The sequence below is a fragment of the Colwellia sp. BRX10-9 genome, assembly GCF_014077405.1.
Classification (GTDB): domain Bacteria; phylum Pseudomonadota; class Gammaproteobacteria; order Enterobacterales; family Alteromonadaceae; genus Colwellia_A.
In genome coordinates this window covers 1-26,042 of record NZ_JACGVV010000003.1, presented here as the reverse complement: position 1 = coordinate 26,042, position 26,042 = coordinate 1, and the positions used below count along the sequence as shown (strand labels likewise).

At 40.4% G+C, this 26,042-nt stretch carries 16 protein-coding genes and 1 other RNA gene; 9 read left to right on the top strand and 8 right to left on the bottom strand.

Annotated features, from left to right (window positions below; genetic code table 11):
• Positions 1-13 precede the first annotated feature (13 nt).
• From rsmI to H4J69_RS02680, 3 genes are all read left to right on the top strand, one after another.
• Positions 14-862, top strand: coding sequence for a 16S rRNA (cytidine(1402)-2'-O)-methyltransferase (gene rsmI / locus H4J69_RS02690; protein WP_182244038.1), 849 nt, complete (start codon positions 14-16; stop codon positions 860-862).
• A gap of 80 nt (positions 863-942) precedes the next feature.
• Positions 943-1,348: RNase P RNA component class A (gene rnpB / locus H4J69_RS02685), an RNA gene on the top strand.
• 354 nt (positions 1,349-1,702) lie between these two features.
• Positions 1,703-3,049: an AarF/ABC1/UbiB kinase family protein gene (locus H4J69_RS02680; RefSeq protein WP_182213676.1), complete on the top strand. Its 1,347-nt coding sequence runs from the start codon at positions 1,703-1,705 to the stop codon at positions 3,047-3,049.
• A 137-nt stretch (positions 3,050-3,186) separates the two neighbouring features.
• Here H4J69_RS02680 and H4J69_RS02675 read toward each other — a convergent pair whose 3' ends face one another.
• From H4J69_RS02675 to proC, 6 genes are all read right to left on the bottom strand, one after another.
• On the bottom strand, positions 3,187-4,938 hold the full coding sequence (locus tag H4J69_RS02675; protein ID WP_220465262.1) for a Mur ligase family protein: 1,752 nt from the start codon (positions 4,936-4,938) through the stop codon (positions 3,187-3,189).
• A 294-nt stretch (positions 4,939-5,232) separates the two neighbouring features.
• The gene (cphA, locus tag H4J69_RS02670) at positions 5,233-8,052 is read right to left on the bottom strand and encodes a cyanophycin synthetase (protein WP_182213673.1); all 2,820 of its coding nucleotides are present in this window, start codon (positions 8,050-8,052) and stop codon (positions 5,233-5,235) included.
• A gap of 503 nt (positions 8,053-8,555) precedes the next feature.
• Positions 8,556-9,383 (bottom strand): cyanophycinase, encoded by an 828-nt coding sequence (locus H4J69_RS02665; protein ID WP_182221773.1) that lies wholly within the window; start codon positions 9,381-9,383, stop codon positions 8,556-8,558.
• Between the two features lie 8 nt (positions 9,384-9,391).
• Positions 9,392-10,564 (bottom strand): beta-aspartyl-peptidase, encoded by a 1,173-nt coding sequence (gene iadA / locus H4J69_RS02660; protein ID WP_182221774.1) that lies wholly within the window; start codon positions 10,562-10,564, stop codon positions 9,392-9,394.
• 401 nt (positions 10,565-10,965) lie between these two features.
• Positions 10,966-12,237: a glutamate-5-semialdehyde dehydrogenase gene (locus H4J69_RS02655; protein WP_182213669.1), complete on the bottom strand. Its 1,272-nt coding sequence runs from the start codon at positions 12,235-12,237 to the stop codon at positions 10,966-10,968.
• Positions 12,238-12,422: 185 nt separating this feature from the next.
• A complete protein-coding gene (gene proC, locus H4J69_RS02650) occupies positions 12,423-13,202 on the bottom strand; it encodes a pyrroline-5-carboxylate reductase (RefSeq protein ID WP_182244039.1) in 780 nt (259 codons plus the stop codon).
• Between the two features lie 382 nt (positions 13,203-13,584).
• On the opposite strand from proC, the gene proB reads away from it, so the two are divergent.
• The 6 genes from proB (at position 13,585) to H4J69_RS02620 (ending at position 20,048) form a co-directional block, all read left to right on the top strand.
• On the top strand, positions 13,585-14,763 hold the full coding sequence (proB, locus tag H4J69_RS02645; protein WP_182213667.1) for a glutamate 5-kinase: 1,179 nt from the start codon (positions 13,585-13,587) through the stop codon (positions 14,761-14,763).
• A 254-nt stretch (positions 14,764-15,017) separates the two neighbouring features.
• Complete coding sequence (locus H4J69_RS02640) at positions 15,018-16,364, top strand: DASH family cryptochrome (RefSeq protein ID WP_182213665.1); 1,347 nt, start codon at positions 15,018-15,020, stop codon at positions 16,362-16,364.
• Positions 16,357-17,913 (top strand): cryptochrome/deoxyribodipyrimidine photo-lyase family protein, encoded by a 1,557-nt coding sequence (locus H4J69_RS02635; protein WP_259364719.1) that lies wholly within the window; start codon positions 16,357-16,359, stop codon positions 17,911-17,913. Before H4J69_RS02640 ends, H4J69_RS02635 begins: the two co-directional genes overlap by 8 nt.
• Positions 17,914-17,919: 6 nt before the next feature.
• Positions 17,920-18,066, top strand: a complete 147-nt coding sequence (locus H4J69_RS02630; RefSeq protein ID WP_182230194.1) for a DUF2256 domain-containing protein — start codon at positions 17,920-17,922, stop codon at positions 18,064-18,066.
• 51 nt (positions 18,067-18,117) lie between these two features.
• The gene (locus tag H4J69_RS02625; protein ID WP_182213662.1) at positions 18,118-19,668 is read left to right on the top strand and encodes a cryptochrome/photolyase family protein; all 1,551 of its coding nucleotides are present in this window, start codon (positions 18,118-18,120) and stop codon (positions 19,666-19,668) included.
• A 128-nt stretch (positions 19,669-19,796) separates the two neighbouring features.
• On the top strand, positions 19,797-20,048 hold the full coding sequence (locus H4J69_RS02620; RefSeq protein WP_070375800.1) for a TIGR03643 family protein: 252 nt from the start codon (positions 19,797-19,799) through the stop codon (positions 20,046-20,048).
• A gap of 110 nt (positions 20,049-20,158) precedes the next feature.
• Here H4J69_RS02620 and putA read toward each other — a convergent pair whose 3' ends face one another.
• Positions 20,159-23,983, bottom strand: a complete 3,825-nt coding sequence (gene putA / locus H4J69_RS02615; RefSeq protein ID WP_182244040.1) for a bifunctional proline dehydrogenase/L-glutamate gamma-semialdehyde dehydrogenase PutA — start codon at positions 23,981-23,983, stop codon at positions 20,159-20,161.
• A 419-nt stretch (positions 23,984-24,402) separates the two neighbouring features.
• The coding region (locus H4J69_RS02610; RefSeq protein ID WP_182251919.1) for a PhoX family phosphatase at positions 24,403-26,042 on the bottom strand (1,640 nt) is incomplete at its 5' end.

Sequence of the window (26,042 nt, the reverse complement as noted above, 5' to 3'; positions counted from 1 at the left end):
TTAAGTATTCATTATGTCGTCAGTATTTGTAGAATCAGGCACGCTTTACATCGTCGCCACACCCATCGGAAATTTAACCGACATCAGTCAACGCGCACTTGATGTGTTAACTCATGTGGATATTATTGCCTGTGAAGATACTCGCCATACTCAAAGATTATTATCTGCTTATTCTATCAAAAACAAAACATTATCATTACATGACCATAATGAACGCCAACGTCAAGACTATGTAGCAACACTTTTACAAGAAGGCAAAAGCATTGCACTGGTTTCAGATGCCGGAACTCCCTTAATCAGTGATCCTGGTTTTCATTTGGTTCGCCATTGCCGACAACTTAATTTACCTGTTTCTCCTATTCCGGGTGCTTGTGCAGCAATTGCTGCTCTATCTGTCGCGGGTTTACCCACAGATCGCTTTTCATTTGAAGGTTTTCTTCCTTCAAAATCAGGTGCTAGACAATCAACGTTAGCAAACTTATTAGAAGAACCGCGCACTATGGTGTTCTATGATGCGCCACGTAGAGCAATTGATACCGTTGAAGATATTGTCAAAGTATTGGGTGGAGACCGTCAGGTGGTTATTTCTCGTGAGTTAACAAAAACGTTCGAGACCGTCCACTCAGATACTGCTGAAAACTTACTAGCTTGGTTAAAAGAAGATCCAAATCAGTTAAAAGGTGAAATGGTTTTAATCATAGAAGGCAAAAAAATTGATGCGAACGCTATTCCAGCAAAGGCTATTGCTACGCTGAAATTACTGTTAGCGGAAATGAAGCCAAAGACAGCCTGTGCGATCACCGCTGAAATATACGGAGTAAAAAAGAACGCTTTGTATGAAATAGCCCTTGAAATGAAGTAATTTACGCTTTATTTATTAGTGGTCAGTAACTAAATATATTATCAATTGGCTATCGGTAAAAATTAAGGTAAAATGCGCGCCGAGTTGACCAGACAATCGCTGCTTTATTCTTGTATCAGATGTGTAAACTGAAGATATAGGTATGAGGGGGAGGAAAGTCCGGGCTCCAATGAGCAGGGTGCCAGGTAACGCCTGGGCGGCGTGAGCCGACGACAAGTGCAGCAGAGAGAAGACCGCCGATGGTTGTTTCTAGGAACTTCACAGGTAAGGCTGAAAGGGTGCGGTAAGAGCGCACCGGATTGCTGGTAACAGTAATTGCAGGGTAAACTCCACCCGGAGCAAGACCAAATAGGGTTTCATATGGCGTGGCTCGCGTTGAAACCGGGTAGGTTGCTTGAGCCTTAGAGCGATTTAAGGCCTAGACGAATGATTGTCACTCTTTTTCGAAAGAGATACAAAACCCGGCTTATGTGGTCAACTCAACTATTCTAGTGACCGCTTGATTATTTTAATAATAATCAAGCGGTTTTCTAAAATCCTTTCATATCAATCTATACAATCCCAAATAATGTTATAGCGTTAGCTATAGGAGACTGAACGGCTTTCTATGCTGTTTAATTGACGCATTATCTTAGTCTTCGAAATACATAAATACCTAAAAATAAGCTAGTAATTGAACGTGTTGAAGTAACCTGTCTTTTTTGATTGTAATGTCATTGGTTGCCGGCTTAATTTTTGTTAATCTTATTCTTGCCTCTCACCGCTTGCTATAAATAGTATGGAGGCTAGAGTAAACAACATTAAGGTAATAGTTAACATGCCCAACCAAGCCATTTTGCGATGACCGACAAACGTAAAGAGCGGAAAGTACCTTCCGGAAGAATTGCTCGTCTCGCTAAGTTGGGCGGTTTGGCCTCAGCGGTTGCCGGTAATATTGTTAAAGGTGCGACAAAACAAATGCTCAGTGGACAACGTCCATCATTAACTGAGTCCTTACGTAATATTGACAACGCTATATCTATCACCAAGCGTTTAGCACATATGCGCGGCGCGGCGATGAAACTTGGTCAACTACTCTCCATGGATGCCGGTGAATTACTGCCTATCGAATGGGAACCTATTCTTTCAAGATTGCGCCAAGAAGCTGACCCTATGCCTAAGGCGCAACTACTGAAAACCTTGGCTGCGTCTTGGTCAAAAGACTGGCATCAACAATTTAGTTATTTTTCATTTACCCCCATCGCATCGGCAAGTATTGGTCAGGTTCATCGGGCAACACTAAAGGATGGTCGTCAGTTGGCGATTAAGGTCCAGTACCCGGGTGTTAGAGAAAGCATTGACAGTGATATTGATAACGTCATGAATTTATTAAAACTCAGTGGCGTTTTACCTAAACATATTGATTTGACTAGCGTGCTCGCTGAAGCAAAAGCACAGCTTAAAGCTGAAGCTAATTATTTGCAGGAGGCGGAATTTCTTAACACTTATCGTGAAAATCTGGGTAACGATCCTCGCTTTATTGTGCCCTTTGTTGTTGACGAGCTAACGGACAAAAATATACTGACGATGGAATATATCGAAGGTTCTCCCATCACTGATATTAGTAACATGAGTGCTGGTATTGTTGATTTAGTCTGTAGCCAATTAATGGATTTAACTTACCAAGAGCTATTTACGCATAAACTTATGCAAAGTGATCCCAACTTTGCTAATTTCTTGTATCAGAGCGATACACAAAAAATAGTGTTACTTGATTTTGGCGCTTGCCGGCAGCTCTCTCAACATACCTCAGTACATTATCTTGCTATGGCTGATGCAATGCAGCGTCAAGATAATAATGACATGCGTTCAGCCTTGTATTCGCTTGGTTTAGTTGACAATAACATGAGTGATACCGCGATAGATATTGTGCTAAAGACGTGTTTTGAAGCTAGTTATTGTTTACAAAGTAATACGGGCTACAACTTAAAAAAACAACAACTGATTAAGCGAATTAGAGAGGTTAGTATGCCATTAATTACCGATAAAACAGCGATAGCATCTCCGATATTTGAAGTTGCATTAGTCAATCGTAAAATTACCGGTATGATACTGCTAGCCAATAAGTTGGGGGCAACACTCGATTTTAAAAGCACACTTGCTCCTTATTTACTGGAAAGCGCAAAGCAATTAAACGATGAAACCTAACACAATCGATTTTCAAAACAGCAACTGCTGTTTTAGTCTTTTAAAAGTAAACTTTAGTAACCGCCTGAGCTATTTTTAAATCACTCAGCGGCTTTCTAAAGTTCTCTATTATTCAATGTTATTGATGATTTTATGGTTTACGACATACCTGCTGTTTGATTTGCCTTTTTGGTTAATAACTCGATCACTTTATTTCGTTCAGATAAAACGATTAACAGTGCTAAATCATTAGCTGACAGTTGATTAACAATCTGTTGCGCACCTTGATAAGGACCCTCTGAAAAATAGATGTTATCGGCAGACATACCACTTTCAATCGCTACTTTAGCTATTAAATTTGATATTTCGCCAAGCTCTCTTCCTCTTAAGTACTCGACAGTTTCGGCCGCAACCAATATATCAGGTTTCATTTTTAAGGCTGATTTTGTCATTTTAATAATATCGTCATTGCTGCGATCACCTGCATGACTAAGCATCAAAAACTTTCGTGATGCTGGTATATTGGCCATGGTCAGTGCCATGGCATTCATACCATGAACATTGTGGGCAAAATCCATAATAACCGAAGCGCCATTGAGTTTAAATTGGTTACCGCGGCCCGGATTATCGTCAACATTACTTGAAAAATTTTGCAAGGCAAGACCAATCACTGCGCTATCTATGTGTAAGCTCTTAGCTAAAGCGGTCGCCCCTAAGGCATTTTGAACATTATGTCGGGCAGCGCCGTTTAATGTCATAGGTATATCGTTAACGGCAACGATCATCGATTCAAGGCGCTCGCCAGTGCTGGTATTTTGCGTACAATAAAAAATTGCGCCGTCACGGATGAAACAAATAGCACCACCAATGGCTTTATGCTGTTGAAGTACTGGATTATTTTCATTTAATGAAAACCAACATTTATTAACGGTTAATGTTGGTGCAAGTGCTGTTAAATACGGATCATCAGCGTTGAGCACTAATACACCGCTAGTTAGCGCTTTTGCTACAACCGCTTTGGTTTGTGCAAGCCCTGCTACGGTATTGATACCATATTGCCCTAAATGGTCTTCAGCTATGTTGGTAATTAATGCGGCATCAACGTGATCTATGGGTAGGCCACGGCGCAATATTCCGCCGCGCGCGACTTCTAGAATGGCTGTTTCGGTTTCTGGATGTCGAAGTAACATTCGTGCACCACCGGGTCCTGAATAATCACCATAATCTATTATTTTTTCGCCAACACGAATAAAGTCAGTCGAGGTGACACCGCAACATTTATTAGACTGCTTAATAATTTCAGACATGATACGCACGGTGGTTGATTTTCCGTTAGTGCCAGTGACCAATGCAATAGGAATTGATTGGTAGTGTTGCCAATTGAGCTGCGTTGGATCTGGTAATGATGTCACTGGCCAGCGTTGACAGCTTTTACCGTAACCTAACGAAAACTCATCATCATCAACTAAATAATCGACATGATTATTTATGGCTAAATCTATTAAGTTAAGTAGAGCAGGGTTAGCCTCTTCGGCAATCATTTGTTTAAGACGAGTGACGGTTTTATCCATTTCTTGTTGATGAGTGTCACTTATACTGCCGGTTAAAATTTTGCTACACGCAAAATCCCATGCGGCTTCGTTGACATCGCAAGATGCATACAAGGCATCCATTGGCGCACTTATCGCAAGGCTTATGCCGTCTTCAAAAATACGATAACACGTAGATTCATCTTGCCAATCGACTGCTGCCAATAACTGATTAACGTAAATTAACCACTGATCAACGACTGTTTGCTTATCGATGCCTGAGACAAAAGCATCAATAATCGCGCCGGGTTTATTCCATAATAAGCTTTTGCCAGTAAGCCGTCGCTGGTCATCTAATGTTAAGGTTATAAGGTTATTCATGGCATACCAATTTGATTAAATTTATTCCCAACGCAGCGCTGTTAGGAAAGTGAGAAGAAGGTAAAGCTGTATCAATATAATTGTTCACTTTGAGACAGTTTTGTTAGGTCATTATTTGTATGACAAGCTCGATGATGATTTCAAAAACTAATACGCAGCTTTATTGGTTTAACAATAGGCTGCGTTAGTTTATGCCGCTAATTTATGCCGCTAGGTTATGTTGGTAACACATCACCTAGCGAGGTTAAGCTTATTCATCTTAAGTTAATGGCAAATAACTGCATTAACTTGGTTTTAATCACTTTCTTCTTCTATGGTTGAAACAATGCGAACGCCTCGATCATCCTTAACTAACTTCATGCCTGACTCTAGTATAAAGGGATCAGGTTCATCGGTGTTTAACATCGAAACAACGGTATGCACGGGTTTTGTTAATGTTTCTGCTGGATTATCTTCACTACCGTTAAAATTAATGATTTGCTTCCAACAACGGGTAATCGCATCACCAAAGACAATCACTAAATCATCTTTATTTGCCATCGACAAGGCTTTTTCAGTAGCTGTGACCTCGTCAGGTATCATCAAGATATTGTCTTCGCTGATACCTTGTGCTTTTAACGTTGCAGCTAACATTTGCGGCACTTCATCACTACCACGTCCACGAAGATTGTCATCGGCGCGACAGATATATAAATCAAAATGTCCAGCGGCTGCTTTGGCGATGTTTTCAATATCTTCATCACGGCGATCTCCCGGTGCGGCTAATACCGCAATACGCTTACCATTAACGTCTAATTTAGTCGCTAATTCGCTCATATGGCGAACACCATCGGCGTTGTGAGCATAATCTAAAATAACTCTAAAAGGATGTTCATCAAAGACGTTCATTCGCCCCGGTGCTTGATAGAAGGTGGTGTTAAACGTTCTTAATCCTTGTTGAATTGCATCAAGTGGTTTATCTAGAGAATAGGCGAGGGCAGCGGCAAACATCGCATTTTGTACGTTATGAGTGGCTTTACCTTCCAGTGTAGCAGGAATTAAATGTGTCCAAAGTAATGGGATATGCGCACCGTTATCAAAGATGGTGATCATTTCACCATTGATGCCCTTTTCAAGCACCACGGCACGTCCACCCGCGCGAATATGCTCTCTAACTAAACCATGTCCTGAATTCATAGTCACATAACATAAATGTTTTGCTTGAGTATGGTCGGCCATTTTTAAACAAAGTGGGTCGTCGGCATTAAGTATAACCGCGTCTTTGGCTACTTCAACGACAATACGTTTAATTTCAGCAAGTTGTTCTAGGGTATCAACACCTTTTAAGCCTAAATGATCGGGTTGAACATTAATGCAGGCGGCAACATTACTTTCTCTATAACCTAAACCTGAGCGAACGATGCCACCACGGGCAGTTTCAAGAACAGCAATATCAACCGAAGGATCTCTTAAGACAATTTGTGATGCAACGGGTCCGGTCATATCGCCTTTTACTGATAACAGACCATCAACGTACACACCATCAGTTGATGTCATACCTACAACATGTCCTGCTGTTTTTAAAATGTGCGAAAGCATTCGTGAAGTTGTTGTTTTACCGTTGGTACCTGTAATGCCGGCAATAGGGATACAAGTGGGTGTATTAGGTGGAAAGAGCATATCAATAACTTTGCCAGCAACATCACGAGGTTTGCCATGGCTTGGTGCAACATGCATACGAAAACCTGGCGCAGCATTGACTTCAACGATACCGCCGCCGATATCTTTATATGATTGAGTAATGTCAGAGGTCAGAAAATCAACACCGCCAACGTCAAGACCAACGGCTTTTATCGCTCGTTCAGCCATCACTTTATTGTCAGGGTGAACTACATCAGTCATGTCTATCGCGGTGCCGCCCGTTGATAAATTAGCGGTTGAACGTAAATAGAAAATTTCGCCTTCAGGTAATATGGTATCAACGCTATAGCCAGCTTCTTCAACTAAACGGGTTGCTTGTGAGTCCATTTCGAGTTGAGTGAGTACTTTTTCATGGCCAACACCCCGACGTGGGTCTTCATTTACAATATCGATTAATTGCATAATGGTGTGTTTATTGTCACCAACAACATGACCCGGTACGCGTTTTGCGACAGCAACAAGTTCGCCATTAACAACAAGCATTCGATGATCTAAACCGGTTAAAAATGACTCAACTAAAACAGCTCTACTGGTGCCTTGTTCGCGGGCAAAATCAAATGCTGTATTAATTTGCTCATCAGTGGTTAAATCGATAGAGACGCCACGGCCATGGTTAGCATTTAATGGTTTAAGTACAACCGGTAAGCCAATACGTTTTGCTGCTTTTATGGCATCTTTGGCAGAATAAACCATTTGTTGTCTAGGCACAGGTAAACCGAGATCATTTAATAAATTGTGGGTGTCTTCTTTATCACAAGATATTTCAACAGCAATATGATTCGTTTGGCTAGTAATGGTGGCTTGAATGCGCTGTTGGTATTTACCATGGCCAAATTGTACTAAGCTGTACTGATTTAACCGTAGCCATGGGATATGACGTTCTTCGGCTGCCGTTATTAAAGATTGAGTACTTGGACCAAATTCTTTGCGCTGTGCATAACGAATAAAGTTTGATAGCTCTTCTGCAAAATCGAAATCGGCTTCTAATTTTGTTTGTAGTTGTGCTTGAATATTTACTGGCATCACTGAGATAAGCAGGTTTCTGGCAAGTTCAGCAGCAGCTAATCCAACATCTCGTTGTTTGTACTGAAAGACCATGTCATATTGACCAACTTCGCCATTGCCTCTGGTTTTGCCAAAAGTAACTTCAGTACCGGCCATGCATTGCAGTTCTAAGGTTGCATGTTCCCATATGTGAGCTATCCAGGTACCTTCATCTTCTTGCAAGCGCCTAATAAAACCGCCAGATTCGCCGTATGAACAGCCATGCTCTTTTAAACCGGGTAAGGCTTCAATTAAGCCATCAATGAATTCTTTACCTAATTTTACCGAAGGGTATTGCTCTAATATGCCAACATCAACAGCGTGTCGAATAACAGGAAAATGGGCGTAAACATTAGGGCCAACATAAACATTACTTGTTAATATTTTCATTATATGTCCAAAAATCAGGTGATTAGAATTATTATTATGTGTACCTACAAGTTGAACCTTTTGTCGAAAACAGGGTGCAACAAAATATAATATGACAATTATTGGGAGGAATAAATCACGGTGATACTGAACTGACTATGTGCACAGGTTCTATTGATGTGCATATGTTGAGTTACAAACCGAGAAGTTTCAACGCATTACACTTAAGATCTTTATAAGATCGAATAGAAGTAAAAAATTGCCATAAAAAAATAATGGTATAACAAAAAGATACCATGGTTTTACTAATAGACAAGACAATTTTTTTCTAAACTTGCTAATGATAAAATGCGCAAGGAAAGTCAGCCAAAAAGTTATGGTGAATAGCGTCGTAGAAAGGTGTTTTTTTATTCGGGTTCAATGAAAAAGAAGCGGCGTTTGTGAGCCTTTTAAAGAGATTTGCCCATAAATAATGCGTTTATTTATGGGCAAATTTTAGCTTAGCTTATTGGTATCTAAAGAGACTAAACGGCTTTAGGTGATGCGACTCGAGTATTTAAACAATAAGTATCACCGTGACTAAGCATATGAAGTTTTAACCCTATCAAGGTAATGGAATCTCCTGTACGAGCTTCAGCCATTGAACTGTGCTGCAAATCAGAAGGGTCAACTACCGTAATACTTCCGTGTCCAACTACTTCTAGTAACCCGTCTGGCGCAATAAAGGCCGCGGTATTTTCACAAATTCCTAGTCCTGAAGCAAAAGGATTATATGAAACAGCAGAAAGTAGACGTCCTAAACGATTACGTTGACTAAAGTGTTGATCTAAAAGTACTTTACTTATTAAACCTAAGCCAGGAGCAAAAGTTACACCTTGCTCATTAGGTAATGCACCGGTAGAGCCACCTGCAATCATATGCTCAGGCATAATAGCGGCACCTGCAGATGTTCCTGCAACATGCACACCTTCAGAGTTTAATTTTCTTATACTCTGTGCAACCGAAGTACCGCCTAATATAGTCGACAAGCGTAATTGATTACCACCGGTAATAAAAATACCTGTTGCGTTTTCAAGTGCGGCTAAATAATCTTCGCGCTCAGCATCTTCTCTGCTATTTATCGGTAAAGATATCGCATTTTTGACATTAAGATTACGAAAAATAACTTCATAATTTGGCCCAGTCTCAGCAAGCTGTGACGCGGTTGGAATAATCACTATATTGGCATTTTCATCGCCACATAATTCTACAAAACGTTGTAGAATTATTGGGTCATCAACACGCTCTTCTGCCCCCCCGATTGGAATTATAAATCCCCTTTGCTGACCTTCAGCAATTTTTGCTGGACACATACCTACCTCTACTCAAAAGTTCCACTTACTACTGTTGTGTTGTCACGTTTATGCCAACGACCTTTTATCATCACGTCAGTAATTTCAAATTTGTTGTTAAGTACGAGCATATCGGCATCGTTATTACGTACTATTTTTCCTTTACTGTGTAAACGTAACAACGTAGCCACGTTGCTAGTAAACATCGGTAAAATACTTTCAAGCGCAATATTCTTTCTTAATGTTGCTTGTAATGTTTCCAGTAATGTACTGGCTCGGCCAAAGTCCATGTGTTGTAATTCGCCTTGTTGATCAAAACAAGGTAAACAACCACCACCGTCTGAACTGACGGTTATTTTGTCCAAGGGTAAACCTCTTTGTACGGCAATTTCTATCGCATCGCATGCCTCTAAACCAGGCTCTGCTGTGCCTTCAGGAAAAGCGGTAATATCGATATAACAGCCGTGCGCTAATAATTTGCAACTGTCTTCAAATAATGGCTTATTTCGATTAACGTGCGTCGGATTAAAGACACGGGCAGGAATTTCTGTTTCACTAATCGCTCGCTCAATTAATTCAAGACGCCGTTCACCATCACCGAGATGAAAATGAATAATACCGGCTTTGCCTGTCAATAACCCCGCAACATGTGCTTCACTAGCTAGTTTTATTACTTCTTCAAAAGTTGGTTGGCTTGAACGATGATCGCTAATAGCAAACTCACCAATACCAATAACCGGCTCTAAAAAAGTAATATCTGCTTTTGCGCTACCAATTAACGTTGTTAACGGATAATGATAACCACCGGTCCAACAATATGCCGACATGCCTTCTTCACGGAGTCCGTAAACTTTGCTTATTAGGTTGGCAATACTCCGAGTGGTGTCATCTGTACCTAAAAGTCCAACTACAGTTGTCACACCCACTTGGGTAAATTCTGAAAGAGAAACTGGGGGAACTTGTGTTGAAAAACCTGCTTCACCACCACCACCGGTAATATGAGCATGACTGTCGATAAAACCTGGCACTAGGTATGCGCCATTAAAATCGATAACTTCAACCGGCCAGTTATCAGGGATATTATGGTGGGCATGATCAGATACATCAAAAATATCAGCGATTTTTCCACCAGCAATCAGCACATCTTTAATACCCATAGGAGCAGGGTTATAAAGGTTCACGTTTTTTAATAATGAAATCATAGGTTTACGGTAAGGCTTTATAAATGACGGGCAAGTATAGACTATTCTATACCTAGTCCTAAGGGTTGCAACTATAACATAGCTATAATTTCTCAGCCAACTACATTTGTAAACGAAAGGTTTAAATACTGTTTTACTAAGTAGTTAAATCTATAGTGCATTGATAAGGTTCACGAAAGTGATAGTAATCCCTCGCCTAAACTAACGGTAGCTTTAACGTTTTAATCGTTTGATAAATGTATGGGGGATTTACGTGAAAAAGGTCTGAACTTAATATAAATAGCTAGCCCCTAACACGCGGTTAGAGGCACTATTATTGCTAACAAAAAAGTGTTAACTAGGTATAGCTTTAGCTAAAAGTTTGGTACTTTTATGCGTGGTAGTGTTTAACGCAAAAGCGTTTAAGGACGAGTTTGCCCTTGACCGGCAACACGGTATTTAAAAATGGTTAGCTGCTCTAAACCAACGGGTCCACGTGCATGTACTTTACCGGTCGCAATACCAATTTCAGCGCCCATACCAAACTCACCACCATCAGCAAACTGAGTTGAGGCGTTATGCATCACCACGGCAGAATCGACCGAGCGCATAAACGTTTCCGCGATTTCCGCATTTTCAGTGATAATAGCATCGGTATGTTTAGAGGAATGCTCTTCAATAAAATCAAGCGCTTCATCTAATCCAGATACTACTTTAACCGATAAAATCGCATCAAGGTATTCAGTATCCCAATCGGCTTCAGTTGCAACATTAATACGGGGATCGCAGGCTTGAGCCGCAACATCGCCACGAATTTCACAACCCGCTAAGGTGTCTACGAGTTGTGGTAAAAATTCTTTTGCTATTGCTTGGTCTAACACTAAACTTTCAGTTGCACCACAAACACCGGTTCTGCGTAATTTTGCATTTTTAATGATACTGAGTGCTTTGGTCAAGTCAGCGTCTTTATCAACATAAATATGGTTATTGCCATCTAAGTGTAACAAGGTTGGTACTTGAGCTTCGTTTCTGACTAGCTCAACTAAACCTCGGCCACCACGAGGAATAACTAAATCAACATAATCGGCACAGCGCAGTAAAGCGGCAACGGCAGATCGGTCATCGGTGTCAACCAGTTGTATACAGTTAGCCGGTAAGCCAGCCGCACGTAAACCCGTTGCCATACACTCAACAATAATACGTGTGGAATTTAAGCTTTCAGAGCCGCCACGTAAAATTACCGTATTACCTGACTTAAGACATAACGCGCCAGCATCTGCGCCAACATTAGGACGTGATTCATAAATCATCCCAATAACACCAATAGGTGTTGCTACACGGGTTATTTTAAGACCATTGGGACGGTCAAATTCAGCTAATACTCGACCGACAGGATCGGCTAGCTTGGCAATGTCTTCTAGCGCGACAGCCATACCTTCAACTCTTTCAGGGTTAAGCTCTAATCGGTCTACAAAAGAATCGGCTTTACCGGCTTTTTTAACGCTTAAAACATCGAGTGCGTTTGCTTTTAGCAGTGCGTCCATATTTTCACGAAGCGCATTTGCGGCAATAGTTAATGCTTTGTTTTTTTGTTCTGTCGTTGCACAGGCAAGTACTTTGGCCGCGGCTTTTGCTTGCTTACCAAGCGTGGTGATCATTGTTTCTATATCAGTATTCTTAGAGGTATTTGACATTAATTTTTATCCTTTTACTTGTTCATTTAACGCTAAACTGTTTGATCAACTTTTTTACTTGAATGATATTAACTTTTATTTTTATCGCTGATATTAATATCAAAAGCAATAATAAAAGTTCAGTTTAAAGAATTTAGGGTTTTCATCAAAAATGTTTGAGTGCGTCATTGCTGACTAGACTAAAGTTAGCGCAAGGCTACCGCACGTTGATAAGCCGATAAAACAGTTGAGTCAAATAGAGACGCTAACTGTTCATCTTGCATAAGCGCACTTAATCCTGCCGCTGTTGTACCATTTTTACTGGTTACTGAGTTTCGCAAAGTCTCGGCATCTTCTTTACTCGTTAAGGCCAACTCCATCGAACCACTGAGTGTATTCAATACCAACTCTCTTGCAGTTTGCGGCGAAAAGCCGAGTTTAATTGCCGACTCTATCCAACAACGTGCTATTTCAAAGGCATAACCAGGACCACTTCCAGCGACTGCTGTTACTCGGTCTAGCTCGTCTTCGCTGGTTGTTATGTGTGTATAACCAACGGCATTGGTTAACGCTACAGCGTTTTCAATTTGAGCAGCACTACAACGAGAGTTTGCGAAAAGTCCGCTAACGCCTCTACCAATTTTTGCGGGTAGATTTGGCATAACGCGAACAATAGCTTGTTCGCCAATCAGTTGCTCTATTGAAGAAACCGAGTAGCCAGCAGCGATAGAAATAATGCAACCCGAATCAGCAAGATGACGACGATAGCTTGGTAATATTTTTTCAATAAGCTGTGGTTTAATCGCAATAACAATGATGTCGAAACGTTGACCAGCTAGCTCTTCAATGGCTTGTCTGACGATAACATTCTGCGGTGCTTTTACTAATGAGGGATTAATAATAGTGATGGTGTGATTTGTAGAAGTTGCCCAACGAGTCAATAAAGAACCGCCCATTTTACCACAACCAATCATAAGTAATGACATGAAACTCCTGTTGTTTTTTAGCTTACATTGAATGAAATACAGATCGTTTTGCAGGTGTTCAGTACGAACTTTTTAAAATCCGATAATATATTTTTCAAAACGTTGAGTTTGAGTTCAATTGAAAAATTATCTTTTTTAGTATATGATATCTGCACTCATTTGTCGATTGCCGTCAAATTCTAACGTTTTTACCAACGTTTCAGCAATTTTTTATCTATTACTTTTAACGCGGTCAACCGCAGATAAATTTATGTTATCAGTAATAAGCAATAATTCTAATACGACAATAAAATATCACGAAAATAGCTGCAATTTGTTGATTCAATTTTGTGAATGATTCAACGCTACTATTTATTTTAATTAACCAGAGCACGGAGTAATTTTGCCCTCATTTGAACAACAAAAAACTGATAAATCTTCTCGAAACAAGCCACGTATCGTTATTAAAGTGGGTTCGAGTCTCTTAGCAAATGTTAAAAATTTAACACCTAGTTTTGCTTTTATGCATGGTCTACTAAGTGACATATCTTTGTTACGCGAGCAAGGCTACGAAGTTGTATTGACCTCTTCTGGTTCAGTAGCATTAGGTCTAAATACGGTTGGTTGCACTATTGAAAATGCTAGTGTGCAAGATAAGCAAGCGGCTGCCGCTTGTGGACAACCCATCTTAATGCATGCCTACAAGCAAATTGCACTTGAGTACGGTTTTGATATAGCACAGGTTTTAGTTACCTTAGATGATTTAGAAAATAGACGTCGCTTTCTCAATATTAAAAATACCGTTCATCGCCTGATAAAACAAGGCGTAATGCCTATCGTCAACGAAAATGATACGGTGACTACAGAAGAAATTCGTGTCGGAGATAATGACAGACTTGCTGCTAAAGTCGCACAAATGATTGGCGCAGAGTATTTGTTTATTCTTACCTGTATCGATGGCGTGTATGACCGAGACCCTTCAGAAGAAGGCGCAATTTTTGTCGATTCTATCGAAGATGTTAGTAGTTATATGGAAGCGGCAAGCGGCACCAGCTCTTTAGGTACCGGTGGCATGCTAACTAAACTACAAGCGGCCAATATGGCGCAAAATGCTGGTTGTACAACCATTATTTCGAGAGGGACGATGGAAGCGCCTGTTACCGGAATATTGCAAGGTGATCGCAGACACACTAAGTGTATTGCTCACTCATCACCTTCATCTGCATGGAACATCTGGCTAACTGACCGTTTACAAATGGCCGGTAGTTTAGTGATAAAACAAGAAGTTGCTGATGCATTATTTGGCGGTGACGAAGGATTTACCTGTCACGATGTTGTTTCAATACATGGCAACTTCGAGCGCGCAGATGTGCTTCACGTCTACGACGAAAAAGGTGAAGAAATAGCACGTGGTTTGTGTAACTTCTCATCGGATGAAACAGCCATTATTGCTAGTCGTCCAGACGAAACAGTGCAAAATATCCTTGGGTATAGCGCTTCACAACGATTGATCAATAGTGAAAACTTGGTCGTCTTAAGTGAACATCATCTTTCTTGGGATGAACCTGTTCAAGATGATTAATTGATTAAATGACCTCTGCAGCAATGCAGAGGTTTTTTTTTATCACTTAAATACACTCGTCATTCTTACCTATTAAGTATTAGCCTCAGCTAACCGACTCAACTATGATTTTCTGTAAAACCTGCTTTTATCAATTAGTGGGCGATTAACTGCCTGACTACATCGAGTTACACCCGCATATAATAACTTAACGATGTTGATCTAATCGCTAAGTTAATTCGTATATAATTTTTTTGAATCTTCGAATTATATCTATGAAACGTTCCTTATACTGGGTGACTAACGATCTTCGTCTCAATGACAACATTGCACTTAACTTAGCCAGCCAAAGCGAACAATTACTTTGTGTTTATGTCGTTGATAAAAAGTGGTTCGAGCCAAAGAACTATCAATCTAAACCTTTGGGTGATAAACGCTGGCACTTTTTACAGGGGTGTTTGAGTGATTTTAATCAAAGTTTATTAGCATTAGATCAACAACTTTACATTGTTTACGGGGACACATTATCGAGTTTAACCGCGCTCTGTGAAAAATATGATATTACCGATGTTATTACCACACGTCTTCCTGGCACATATGAAAACAGTTTGATCGATGAGCTCGGTCGGCGTTTGCCCGAAGCGGATATTCATCAGGTCGATCAATTTACGTTATTCCCACATCACGTTTTACCCTTTGAACTTGAGCAACTCCCAATAAGTTATTCTAAGTTTAGAAAGGTGATGGCTGATATTAGCATCGCTGATGTTACACCCAGCACTCAATCTTTGCCCAGTATGTTTGCTAATATGCCTTCACCAACAATTTTTAGGCCATCGTGGTTACCTAACACACCTTATCAAAGGGCAAAGTGTGGTTATAATTTTGAGGGCGGTGAAACTGCCGGTTTAAAGCAGCTTAGTCGTTACTTTTCATCGGCTTTACCGGCTGATTATAAACAGGTTAGAAATAATTTAGACGGCTGGGATAATAGCAGTAAGTTATCGGCTTGGTTAAATTATGGTTGTATCTCTGCGCGGCAAGTAAACCGCTCCATTACTGATTTTGAAGAGCAGCAAGGGGAAAATAGTTCAACACAATGTCTATATTTAGAATTATTATGGCGAGAATACTTCCAGTGGTTACATTTTAAAGTAGGTGCAAAAACCTACCAATTTAAAGGTTTGGCTGAACATCCACCCTTAACTTCATTTTATCCTGAGCGTTTTAATAAATGGTGCTTAGGTCAAACTCCTTATCCGCTTGTTAATGCCTGTATGAATGAATTAATGACCACAGGTTATATAAGTAATCGAGCCCGTCAAATTGTAGCCAGTTGTTTGGTTAACGAACTCAGTGTTGATTGGCGATTTGGCGCGGCTTGGTTTGAAGAGCAGCTAATAGATTATGATGCTGGAGTTAATTGGGGTAATTGGCAGTATATTGCGGGTGTCGGCGTTGACCCTAGAGGTGGCAGACATTTCAATATTGAAAAGCAAACAGCACTTTATGACCCTGATGGGGTTTATCAGGCTAAGTGGCTTACCCGAGATGATTATTCGAGTAAGCCACTGGATTCTGTCGACGCTTCTGATTGGCCGGTGCAACCGCTAAATGACTAAGACACTTATTGAAGAAAAACCGATGAATACAGCGGTAAATGTTGTTTGGCTGAAACGTGATTTACGCCTCAGTGATCATCAACCTTTAGTGCAAGCGATTAAATCGGGTCAAACCTTGCTTTACTACGTCTTTGAACCGCTACTTATAAATGATCCTCATTATGATGAGCGGCATTGGCGTTTTGTTTGGCAATCTATTGCTGATATGAATAGTCAGCTAGCCGCTTTTAATTCACGTGTATATTTGTATTTTGGTGATGCAATAGCGGGCTTAATTGAAATCAATAACGTCTTTAAAATAAGCGGGTTGTTTAGCCACGAAGAAGTGGGTTTATTATCGACCTTTGAGAGAGATAAATCGGTACAACAGTGGTGCCAAGCACAAGATATAGTTTGGAGTGAGAGTCAATTTGGTGCAGTAAGTCGTGGCAAAAAAAATAGAATTGATTGGGACAAACACTGGCGCCAAGTGATGAAAGCCCCGCTGGAACAAGCCAAATTATCGGATGATGTTCTAGCGAGTTGCACATTAATAGATAAGCTATTTGTCTGCAGTTTTCCAATATCATGGTCAATAACGGATGACTTTATGCTTAAAGGTGGTGAGCTTTGGGCGCAAAGAACCCTGCAATCCTTCTTAAAGGGTCGTGGTAAGGGGTATCATTTTGATATATCTAAACCGCAAGCAAGTCGTAAAAGTTGCTCTCGGTTGTCACCTTATCTAGCCTGGGGCAATATAAGTTTAAGAGAGTTCTATCAAACTATTTTGATAACAAGATCAGAGCGGGGTTGGAAACGACCAATAGACGCGCTGGCTTCTCGGCTACATTGGCATTGTCACTTTATTCAAAAATTTGAAAGTGAACATCAAATGCAATGGCGACCCGTGAATAAAGCCTATAATGACTTAATGTATCCAGATATTCATTGTGGACTGAGTGTTGAAGAACGACTAGATAAATGGAAAACTGCGCAAACAGGTTATCCATTAATTGACGCTTGTATGCGTTGTTTAGAGCAAACTGGCTATATAAATTTTCGTATGCGGGCGATGCTAGTGAGTTTTTTATGCCATCATTTACTGGTGGATTGGCGATTAGGCGTTACCCATTTAGCACAATTATTTCTTGATTTTGAACCTGGCATTCATTACCCACAATTTCAAATGCAGTCTGGTGTTACTGGTACTAATATCATAAGGGTTTATAACCCGGTTAAGCAATCATTAGAGAAAGATAGTCATGGTGAATTCCTGAGAAAATGGTTACCTGAATTAGTTGAGTTACCCAATGAAGTTATTCATACACCCTGGTTATTGTCACCCATGGAACAACAGCTTTATCAATGCCAATTAGGTGATGATTATCCATCTCCTATGGTTGATATTAACGAAACAGGCAAGATTGCTCGCGATTTACTGTGGGGCTTTCGTCAACGATTTACCACTAAAAAAGAAGGGCAACGTATTGTAGCTAAACATGTTAGAGGTAATAAAAAAATATCCAAAGCTAAAAAACCTCAACAGTTAAAAATTGCAGAAAGTGATTAAGTTATCATGCATAAAAAATTAACGTTACCCGAGAAAAATTGCCAGACTTGTAAAAAGAATTTCTTTTGGCGTAAAAAATGGCAAGCGTGTTGGGAAGATGTCCGCTATTGCTCTGAGCGTTGCCGACGTAGTAAAAATGCCAGCATCAGCTAAAATAATTATGTATAGATCAATTCAAAGTTAAATGTAAAGTAAGGTAAATTAATGAAGGCGAAACATCTTAGGCTAATATTAGGCGATCAACTTAATGTTATGCACAGCTGGTTTGAACGGGTCGATAGCGATGTGGTATATGTCATCGCAGAGCTTTATCAAGAAGCTAATTATACTAAGCACCACAGTCAGAAGATAACAGCGTTTTTTGCTGCTATGGATAATTTTGCTCAAACTCTGGAGAGTAAAGGGCATCAGGTTTGCTATTTAACCTTAGATGAAACAGCAAAATATCAAGATTTACCTGCTTTGATCGCCACATTAGTGACCACTTATGCCAGTGAAGATTTTAGTTTTATGCGTCCTGATGAATATCGATTGCGCGCGCAATTAAGCGAGATGTCAGCTCAATTATCGGTACCTGTCTATGAAGTTGACAGTGAACACTTTTTATTACCCTTTGATGAACTCGCTGATCATTTTAAAGCCGCTACCCACGTAAGAATGGAAAATTTTTATCGTTTTATGCGCAAGCGCTTTGCTATTTTAATGAATGGCGCCAAGCCTGAAGGTGATGCTTGGAATTTTGATGCGAATAATCGTCAATCCTTTAAAAAAACCGATCTTAAATTTATTCCTAAACCACTGGTCTTTGACAACCCAGCAAGTGATTATTTACAACGGATAAAACATCATAAGATTGACACGATAGGGCGTGAATCTGAGCATGTTGCTTATCCTATTAATCGCCAACAATCGCTAGAATTATTAACGTTCTTTTGCGAACATCAGTTAGAAAACTTTGGTAATTTTCAAGATGCGATGACTGTAGCCTCACCTTATGCTTGGAGTTTGTACCACTCGCGGCTGAGTTTTTCATTGAACTGTAAAATGCTTAATCCGCTTGAGGTCATTGAAACCGCTCTGGCTGCCTATCAAGCATCAGCAGGTAAGATAACCTTAGCGCAAATCGAAGGTTTTGTTAGGCAAATATTAGGCTGGCGAGAATATGTTAGAGGTATGTATTGGGCTAATATGCCTAATTATGCCGAGCAGAATTTTTTAGAGGCAAAGCGTGATTTACCCGCTTTCTTCTGGAATGCTAATACTAAAATGCAGTGCTTAAGAAGTGCTATCTCGCAATCACTCAAACATGCCTATGCTCATCATATTCAACGATTGATGATCACCGGAAACTTTGCTTTACTGGCTGGCATAACGCCTAGCCAAGTCGATGATTGGTATTTAGGTATCTACATTGACGCGATTGAATGGGTAGAATTACCGAATACCCGCAGCATGGCACTTTTTGCTGACGGTGGTTGGATAGCTACAAAACCTTATGCGGCTAGTGGTAATTATGTCAATAAAATGAGTGATTATTGCAAAGGTTGCCATTACAACGTTAAAGAAAAAGTGGGCGCTAATGCCTGCCCATTAAACAGTTTGTATTGGAATTTTATTGATCAAAATTATGATAAGTTTGCTGGCAATCATAGAATGAGTTTCCCTATTCGTAACTGGGATAAAATGGAGCCTGCGAAAAAAATTGAAATTAGAGAGCACGCAACACAGTTATTGAATAATCTAGATGATTTATAGGCTCATGAGTTAGCGCTGGCTAGATAGGCAGACCTTCAGTTAATGGATAAAAGTTAGGCGCTAATGGTCTTTATTTATCAGTGGCGCGTATAACGATTATGTTTATTTACTACCTTTAGGATCCTTTTATGCAATTTTCTATGGATGAAGAGTCAAGAATTATAGAAATGGCTTGGGAAGATAGAACACCATTTGAAGCAATAGAACATCAGTTTAGTTTGCAAGAGCCTGATGTTATTAAGTTTATGCGTAGTCACTTAAAACCTAGAAGTTTTAGATTATGGCGGGAAAGAGTAAGTGGACGCTCAACCAAGCATGTAAAATTAAGAAGTCCTGACGTATCGAGAGGATACTGCCCAACGCAATATAAACAACGTTGATCACAGCTATATAAAAAAATATCAATAAAAAGGGCATCTTATGATGCCCTTTTTCGTTTGATTTGTAAGTAATGACCCATAACGGGTCATACTTTTTAGACAATCAGTTGTTAATCTTCTTCAACTAAGGTCATCAGCGATGTATTACCACCTGATGCCGTCGTATCAATACTAATCGTTTTCTCGGTTAATAGACGCTGGATCAAATTATCGAAATATTCTGAACTGATCACTGGCAATATCGCCCCTTGACGTTCAGCTAATTTTTCACTGATAAAGTGCTTACGATCACAATGACTGTCGACCACAACACCTGACAAGGCAGGGTGCGCTAACATCGTTGATAAGTGGCGTAAACGTGCAACCTGAAAAACACCTTCATCAGCACCCGTTGAGAGGAACTTGTCTCTAAAGGCGATGGCTTCATCATAATACAAATCAGAAACAACACTAACAACGGTATTACCGGTAGCCAACGCCGTTACAATAGATAGTACCCAGAAGTGAAAGCTCACTGTCGCATCGGCAAAACAAATAATATTACCGCGGTTTTCCAAATACAACACATTAGACTCACCCGTTGGTCCTGGTAAGAATGTTGGCTTTTTCAAACGCTTTTCAATATCAATCAACTGCGAACGAGCGCCTTTTAAGGTCAGATTTAAATCGTCGGCTAAATCATCAACAATATCAATATGCGCAATTTTGGCTAACAGCTGACGAACACAAGAAAGACGGGTATTTAACTCAGTTAAGCGCCAGCCTTTTTCTGCTGCATTTGCTTTGTCCATAAACAAAGTTGAGGCTTTATCTGATTCTGCATCACCGTCTAAGGCTTCTACCTGCGAAGGTAGCAAGTTAAATTGTTCGGCATCTGGCGTAGCTTTTTCAATAACTAAACGTGTTAAGTAATTGGGTCCACCTGCTTTTGGTCCCGTACCTGAAAGACCACGACCACCAAAAGGTTGTACGCCAACAATGGCGCCAATCATATTACGGTTAATATAAACATTACCTGCGCGTGACAGCTTAGCTAAATCTAAGGCACGGTGTTCAATACGCGTATGAATACCCATAGTTAAACCAAAACCTGTACCATTAATTTTATCGATAACCGCTTCTATTTCATTGCCTTTAAAACGTACAATGTGCACACAAGGGCCAAAGACTTCTTTTTTAAGGACGCTAATATCTTTAATTTCATAAAGACGAGGCGCAAAAAAGAAATGCTCGTTACCTGCCACTTCAGCTGATATCTCACACTGATATAACAATTGACCATGGGTTTGCATATAGTCACTGTGTGCATTGAGCGCGCTGAGGGCTTTGTCATCAATTACTGGGCCGATATCTGTGCTTAAATATTCTGGGTTACCGACATGCAATTCTGCTAAGGCACCCTTAAGCATAGTAATGACATTATCAGCGATGTCTTCTTGTAAAAATAATACGCGAAGCGCAGAACAACGCTGACCTGCCGATTGAAATCCTGAAGAAATAACATCGTCAACAACCTGCTCAGGCAAGGCTGTTGAGTCAACTATCATACAATTTTGTCCACCGGTTTCAGCGATGAAAGGGACTTGATCGCCACCTCTATCAGCCAACGTTTGTGAAATTATTGTGCCGGTTTCAGTGGAACCTGTAAACATAACAGTTTGAATACGAGCGTCAGGCACAATAACACTGCCCACTTCGCTTCCGCGAGCAATAACCGCTTGAACAACACCTTCAGGTAGTCCAACCGACTCCATTAGTTCAATGGTGCGCAAGGCAATTAAACTTGTTTGTTCAGCAGGTTTTGCTAATACGGTATTACCGGTAGCGATTGCCGCAGCAACTTGCCCTAAAAATATCGCTAATGGAAAATTCCATGGGCTGATACATAGTACAACACCACGAGCTTCTAAGCGTTCATCTTCTTCGAGTTCAATCGCTTGGTTAGCATAATAACGACAAAAATCGACGGCTTCTCTGACTTCATCAATACCATCTTGCGCAATTTTACCCGCTTCTTTAATACATAAGGCGATAAGTTCGTCCATATGGCGTTCAAGAATATCGGCAACGCGACATAACAAATCGGCACGTTCAGATACCGGTGTTTTCGACCACGAAGCAAATGTTGCTTGTGCGGTGTCGATCATTGCCAGCATGTCATCTTTAGTGTGGTGTTGATGGAAACCTATGACTTCACTATGGTTGGCGGGGTTTTTAACCGCTACCGAGCCTGAAGGCACATCATTTTCATTGATGTGATGATCGGCAAACCAGTTATCTAATGACAATTTTAACGGCGCTATAGCATTAATATCGGTTAAGTCTAGCCCTTTAGAATTATCACGGCCCAGACCTTTCGCATCATGATACAAGGCGATAGGTTTAACTATTTGGTGGTTATATTTATCTTTTAAACGCTGGGTTTTTTCAACGGGATCGCCCAATAAAGACTCGACTGGCTGAGACTCATCAACGATAGCATTAACAAAAGAAGAGTTAGCGCCGTTTTCTAATAAACGACGCACTAAGTAAGCTAATAACTCTTCATGATGACCAACAGGAGCGTAAATTCGACATTGAATATTTTCACTTGAGACAATTTGGTCATATAAAGAATCGCCCATGCCATGTAAACATTGAAACTCAAAACCTTCTTTATCATCGCCAGCTAGCTCAACAATGGTTGCCGCTGTGTAAGCATTATGCGTAGCAAACTGTGGATAGATACTATCTCTATATTCCAGTAATTTATTAGCACAGGCGTGGTAAGAAACATCGGTAGAAGACTTACGCGTGAAAACAGGGAAATGCTGAAGACCATCTTTTTGAGCATTCTTAATTTCAGTATCCCAATAAGCGCCTTTAACCAAACGGATCATCATTTTTCGGTTAGCACGTAGGGTTAAATCACGTAACCAATCGACGACAAAAAGCGCACGTTTTTGATAAGCTTGTAAAGCCATGCCAAAACCTGTCCAATCGCCTAACTCGCTATCGCTAAAAACCGCTTCAATAATATCAAGTGATATATCTAAGCGTTCAGACTCTTCGGCATCAACGGTTAAGCCAATGTTATAACTTTTTGCTTGTAAGCAAAGTGCTTTAAGTTTTGGCACAATTTCGGCCATAACGCGGGCTTTGTGGGTAAACTCGTAGCGAGGATGAATGGCTGAAAGCTTAACCGATATACCGGGCACTCGGCGAGGATCATTTTTACCTGAGGCGCGAGCAACAGCGCCGATGGCATCGATTGCAACTTGATAAGATTTAAAGTAACGATCAGCATCCGCCATGGTGCGAGCACCTTCACCGAGCATATCGTAGGAATAGACATAACCTTGCTGTTCTTTAGTGGCAGCACGCGCTGTTGCCGCTTGAATAGTTTCGCCCATTACAAACTGCTTACCCATTATTTTCATGGCGTAGTTCATTGATTTACGAATAACTGGCTCGCCTAAGCGACCAATGACTTTTTTCAATAAACCAAAGCTGTCTTTTTTACGTTTATCGGCATAATTAACCATAGTGCCGGTAATTAATAAGCCCCATGATGAAGCATTAACAAACAGTGAATCACTGCTGCCTAAATGACTGCTCCACTGGCCTTGAGAAATTTTGTCACGAATTAAGGCATCTTGAGTATGTTTGTCTGGCACACGTAATAAGGCTTCTGCCAAACACATCAATACCACACCTTCTTCACTGGAGAGTGAGTACTCTTTTAATAGGGAATCAATTGCGCCATTCCCAGATTGGTCTTCACGAATTTGTAAAACCATTTTGCGAGCTCTTTCCCAAGCTCTACTTCTAGCACTAACATTAACTTCTGCCACAGGTAGAATATGATCTACTGCTATATTTTCATCAATACGATAAAATTCACGGATTTTCTGACGAATTGGGCAGTCTGTGCTAAACGAACCATTAAAAAGCATATACTCTTCCTCAAAATGACTACATAACAGCTTGGTGCTATATAGCGATAGTTACAATAGAATTTGTTTGTTTAATTCTGATTTGCCTAATTATAAATGTCGCTATAGTACAATACCACCATAGAATGTATTTCCTGGTCAAATAAGATATAAAATATACGGTATAATATATATAGTTGCCTAAAAATACTGCTGTTTACGCTAAGTTGCCATGGCATTTACTTAGCATTTACTTGCTATGGTTTAGTCAATATTTAGTGAGTGTTTTGTATTGCTAAGTCATTTCTTAATGCTGAAATTAAACCAACCCCTAACGCTTGCTACCGAGCGGCAAACCGCCTTATATTTGTATCATTTTTATGTAAAAAAAAGCCCAGACATGCTGGGCTTTATCAATATTAACGCTAAATTTTTAAAGGTTATTCACCTTTTGGGTTATAAATCCACAGGGCGTTGTTAACATGCTTACTGGTGTCTTCACCAATTAAAACACGACCATCATCCATCACCGCTAAATTATCAGGGTTGGATATACCATTAACATCGCATTTGTTGCCATTGGCATCGCCATCTGAATTATAAGCGCCACCGACAACGACTGGTTCCATGCGATTAACGTTAAAATCTGTTTGGACACCAAAGCGATATACCGCGCCACAGTAAGCTGATGAATCAAGCTGAATATCACCTTCATTATCAACCATACCTTTTCCAACTGAAGACATAGCAACATACATGTAAGGTACGGCACCACTGGCAACACCATCATAATTAATCACCACACCTTCCATTTTACGAAATTCAGTGGTCGCGCCTTTGGCTTTAGCTGCTCGTAACGTTTCTAAAAATGCGTAACGGTCGTCGCCAGCTCCATTTATTGCCCAATCATCTATTTCTGTTTGAGTGATATAGCTGGTTTCACCTTCAATATAATCAGCTTCAGTAATACCGTTATATGAATTTATCCAGGTTTTTATTTCGGTATTATTACTGCTACCTAACTCAATCCACTGAATATCAAAGCCGGCTTTTGCTGGCGCACTTGTTGCGTCTTGCGTTAATTTAGCGGCATATAAAGTGCCGGCGCTTAAATCGCCTGCGTTAGTGGCAACAAATTTATAAAAGCCTTTATTTGAACCATCATCAGTGGTGTAAACTGTTTTCCAATCAGGCATTACCACCGAATTTTCATGGGCAACACGACCTAAGGTAAAATGCTTTACTGGCGTTGGGCTCGTTGAAGTTGGGTCTGTAATTTCAACTATATAGCCGTAATCATAGGGGTTGGGTAATGTTGAACTTGCTAAATAGGTTTGTAAGTTTTTAACATCTGGGTAGCTAGGATAGCCATCTAAGTAAGCGGTGTTATTCCATTGCTCGGTATTTTCAGCTTCGTAGTTTTCTTCTGACGTTAAAGGGGTATTCCATGGTGATAGCGTACCAAAACAATTAATGATTGTGCCTAATACCGCTGAAAAATCAACGTTAATCGCATCACCTATTGTCCAAGTTCCACTGTCTTCTTTAGATAGTTCTATACGGCTCATTGCACCTGGGCGATCTTCCCATGCGGTGAATAAAAAACCTGTGTCACCACTGGCAGAAGTTGGAACGAAGGCATTAAAATCAGGATCTTGAGATTGCTTAATCTTAGTGGCTTGATCAGCACTAGCAATCGCGCCTAAACCATGAGGTAATTGGTTATTCAAGGTATCACCCGCTTGCCCCAAAACTTGGTAGGTTCCGGCAACGACCCGTACTGCCATTTTTTCTGTATCGGTTGTTGGCACCGATAAACTCTCAGTCATAGGGTCAAGCGTACCCCAGTCAAATCCCGTTACTACGCCAACTTTTGCTGGTGTTTCGTTACCTGACAGATCTGAAGGGTGTTGTACATTAAAGAAAAGTTCATCGTTATCCGTTAAAAACATACCCGTAATTTCTGCACCTACTGGCACGGTTGCTAAGCGGGTTAGTTTTGCTGCAGCTGTCAGGTTTTGCCCATTAGCCCCATCACTCCCGTTAGCGCCATCAGTACCATCAGTACCATCAGTACCAT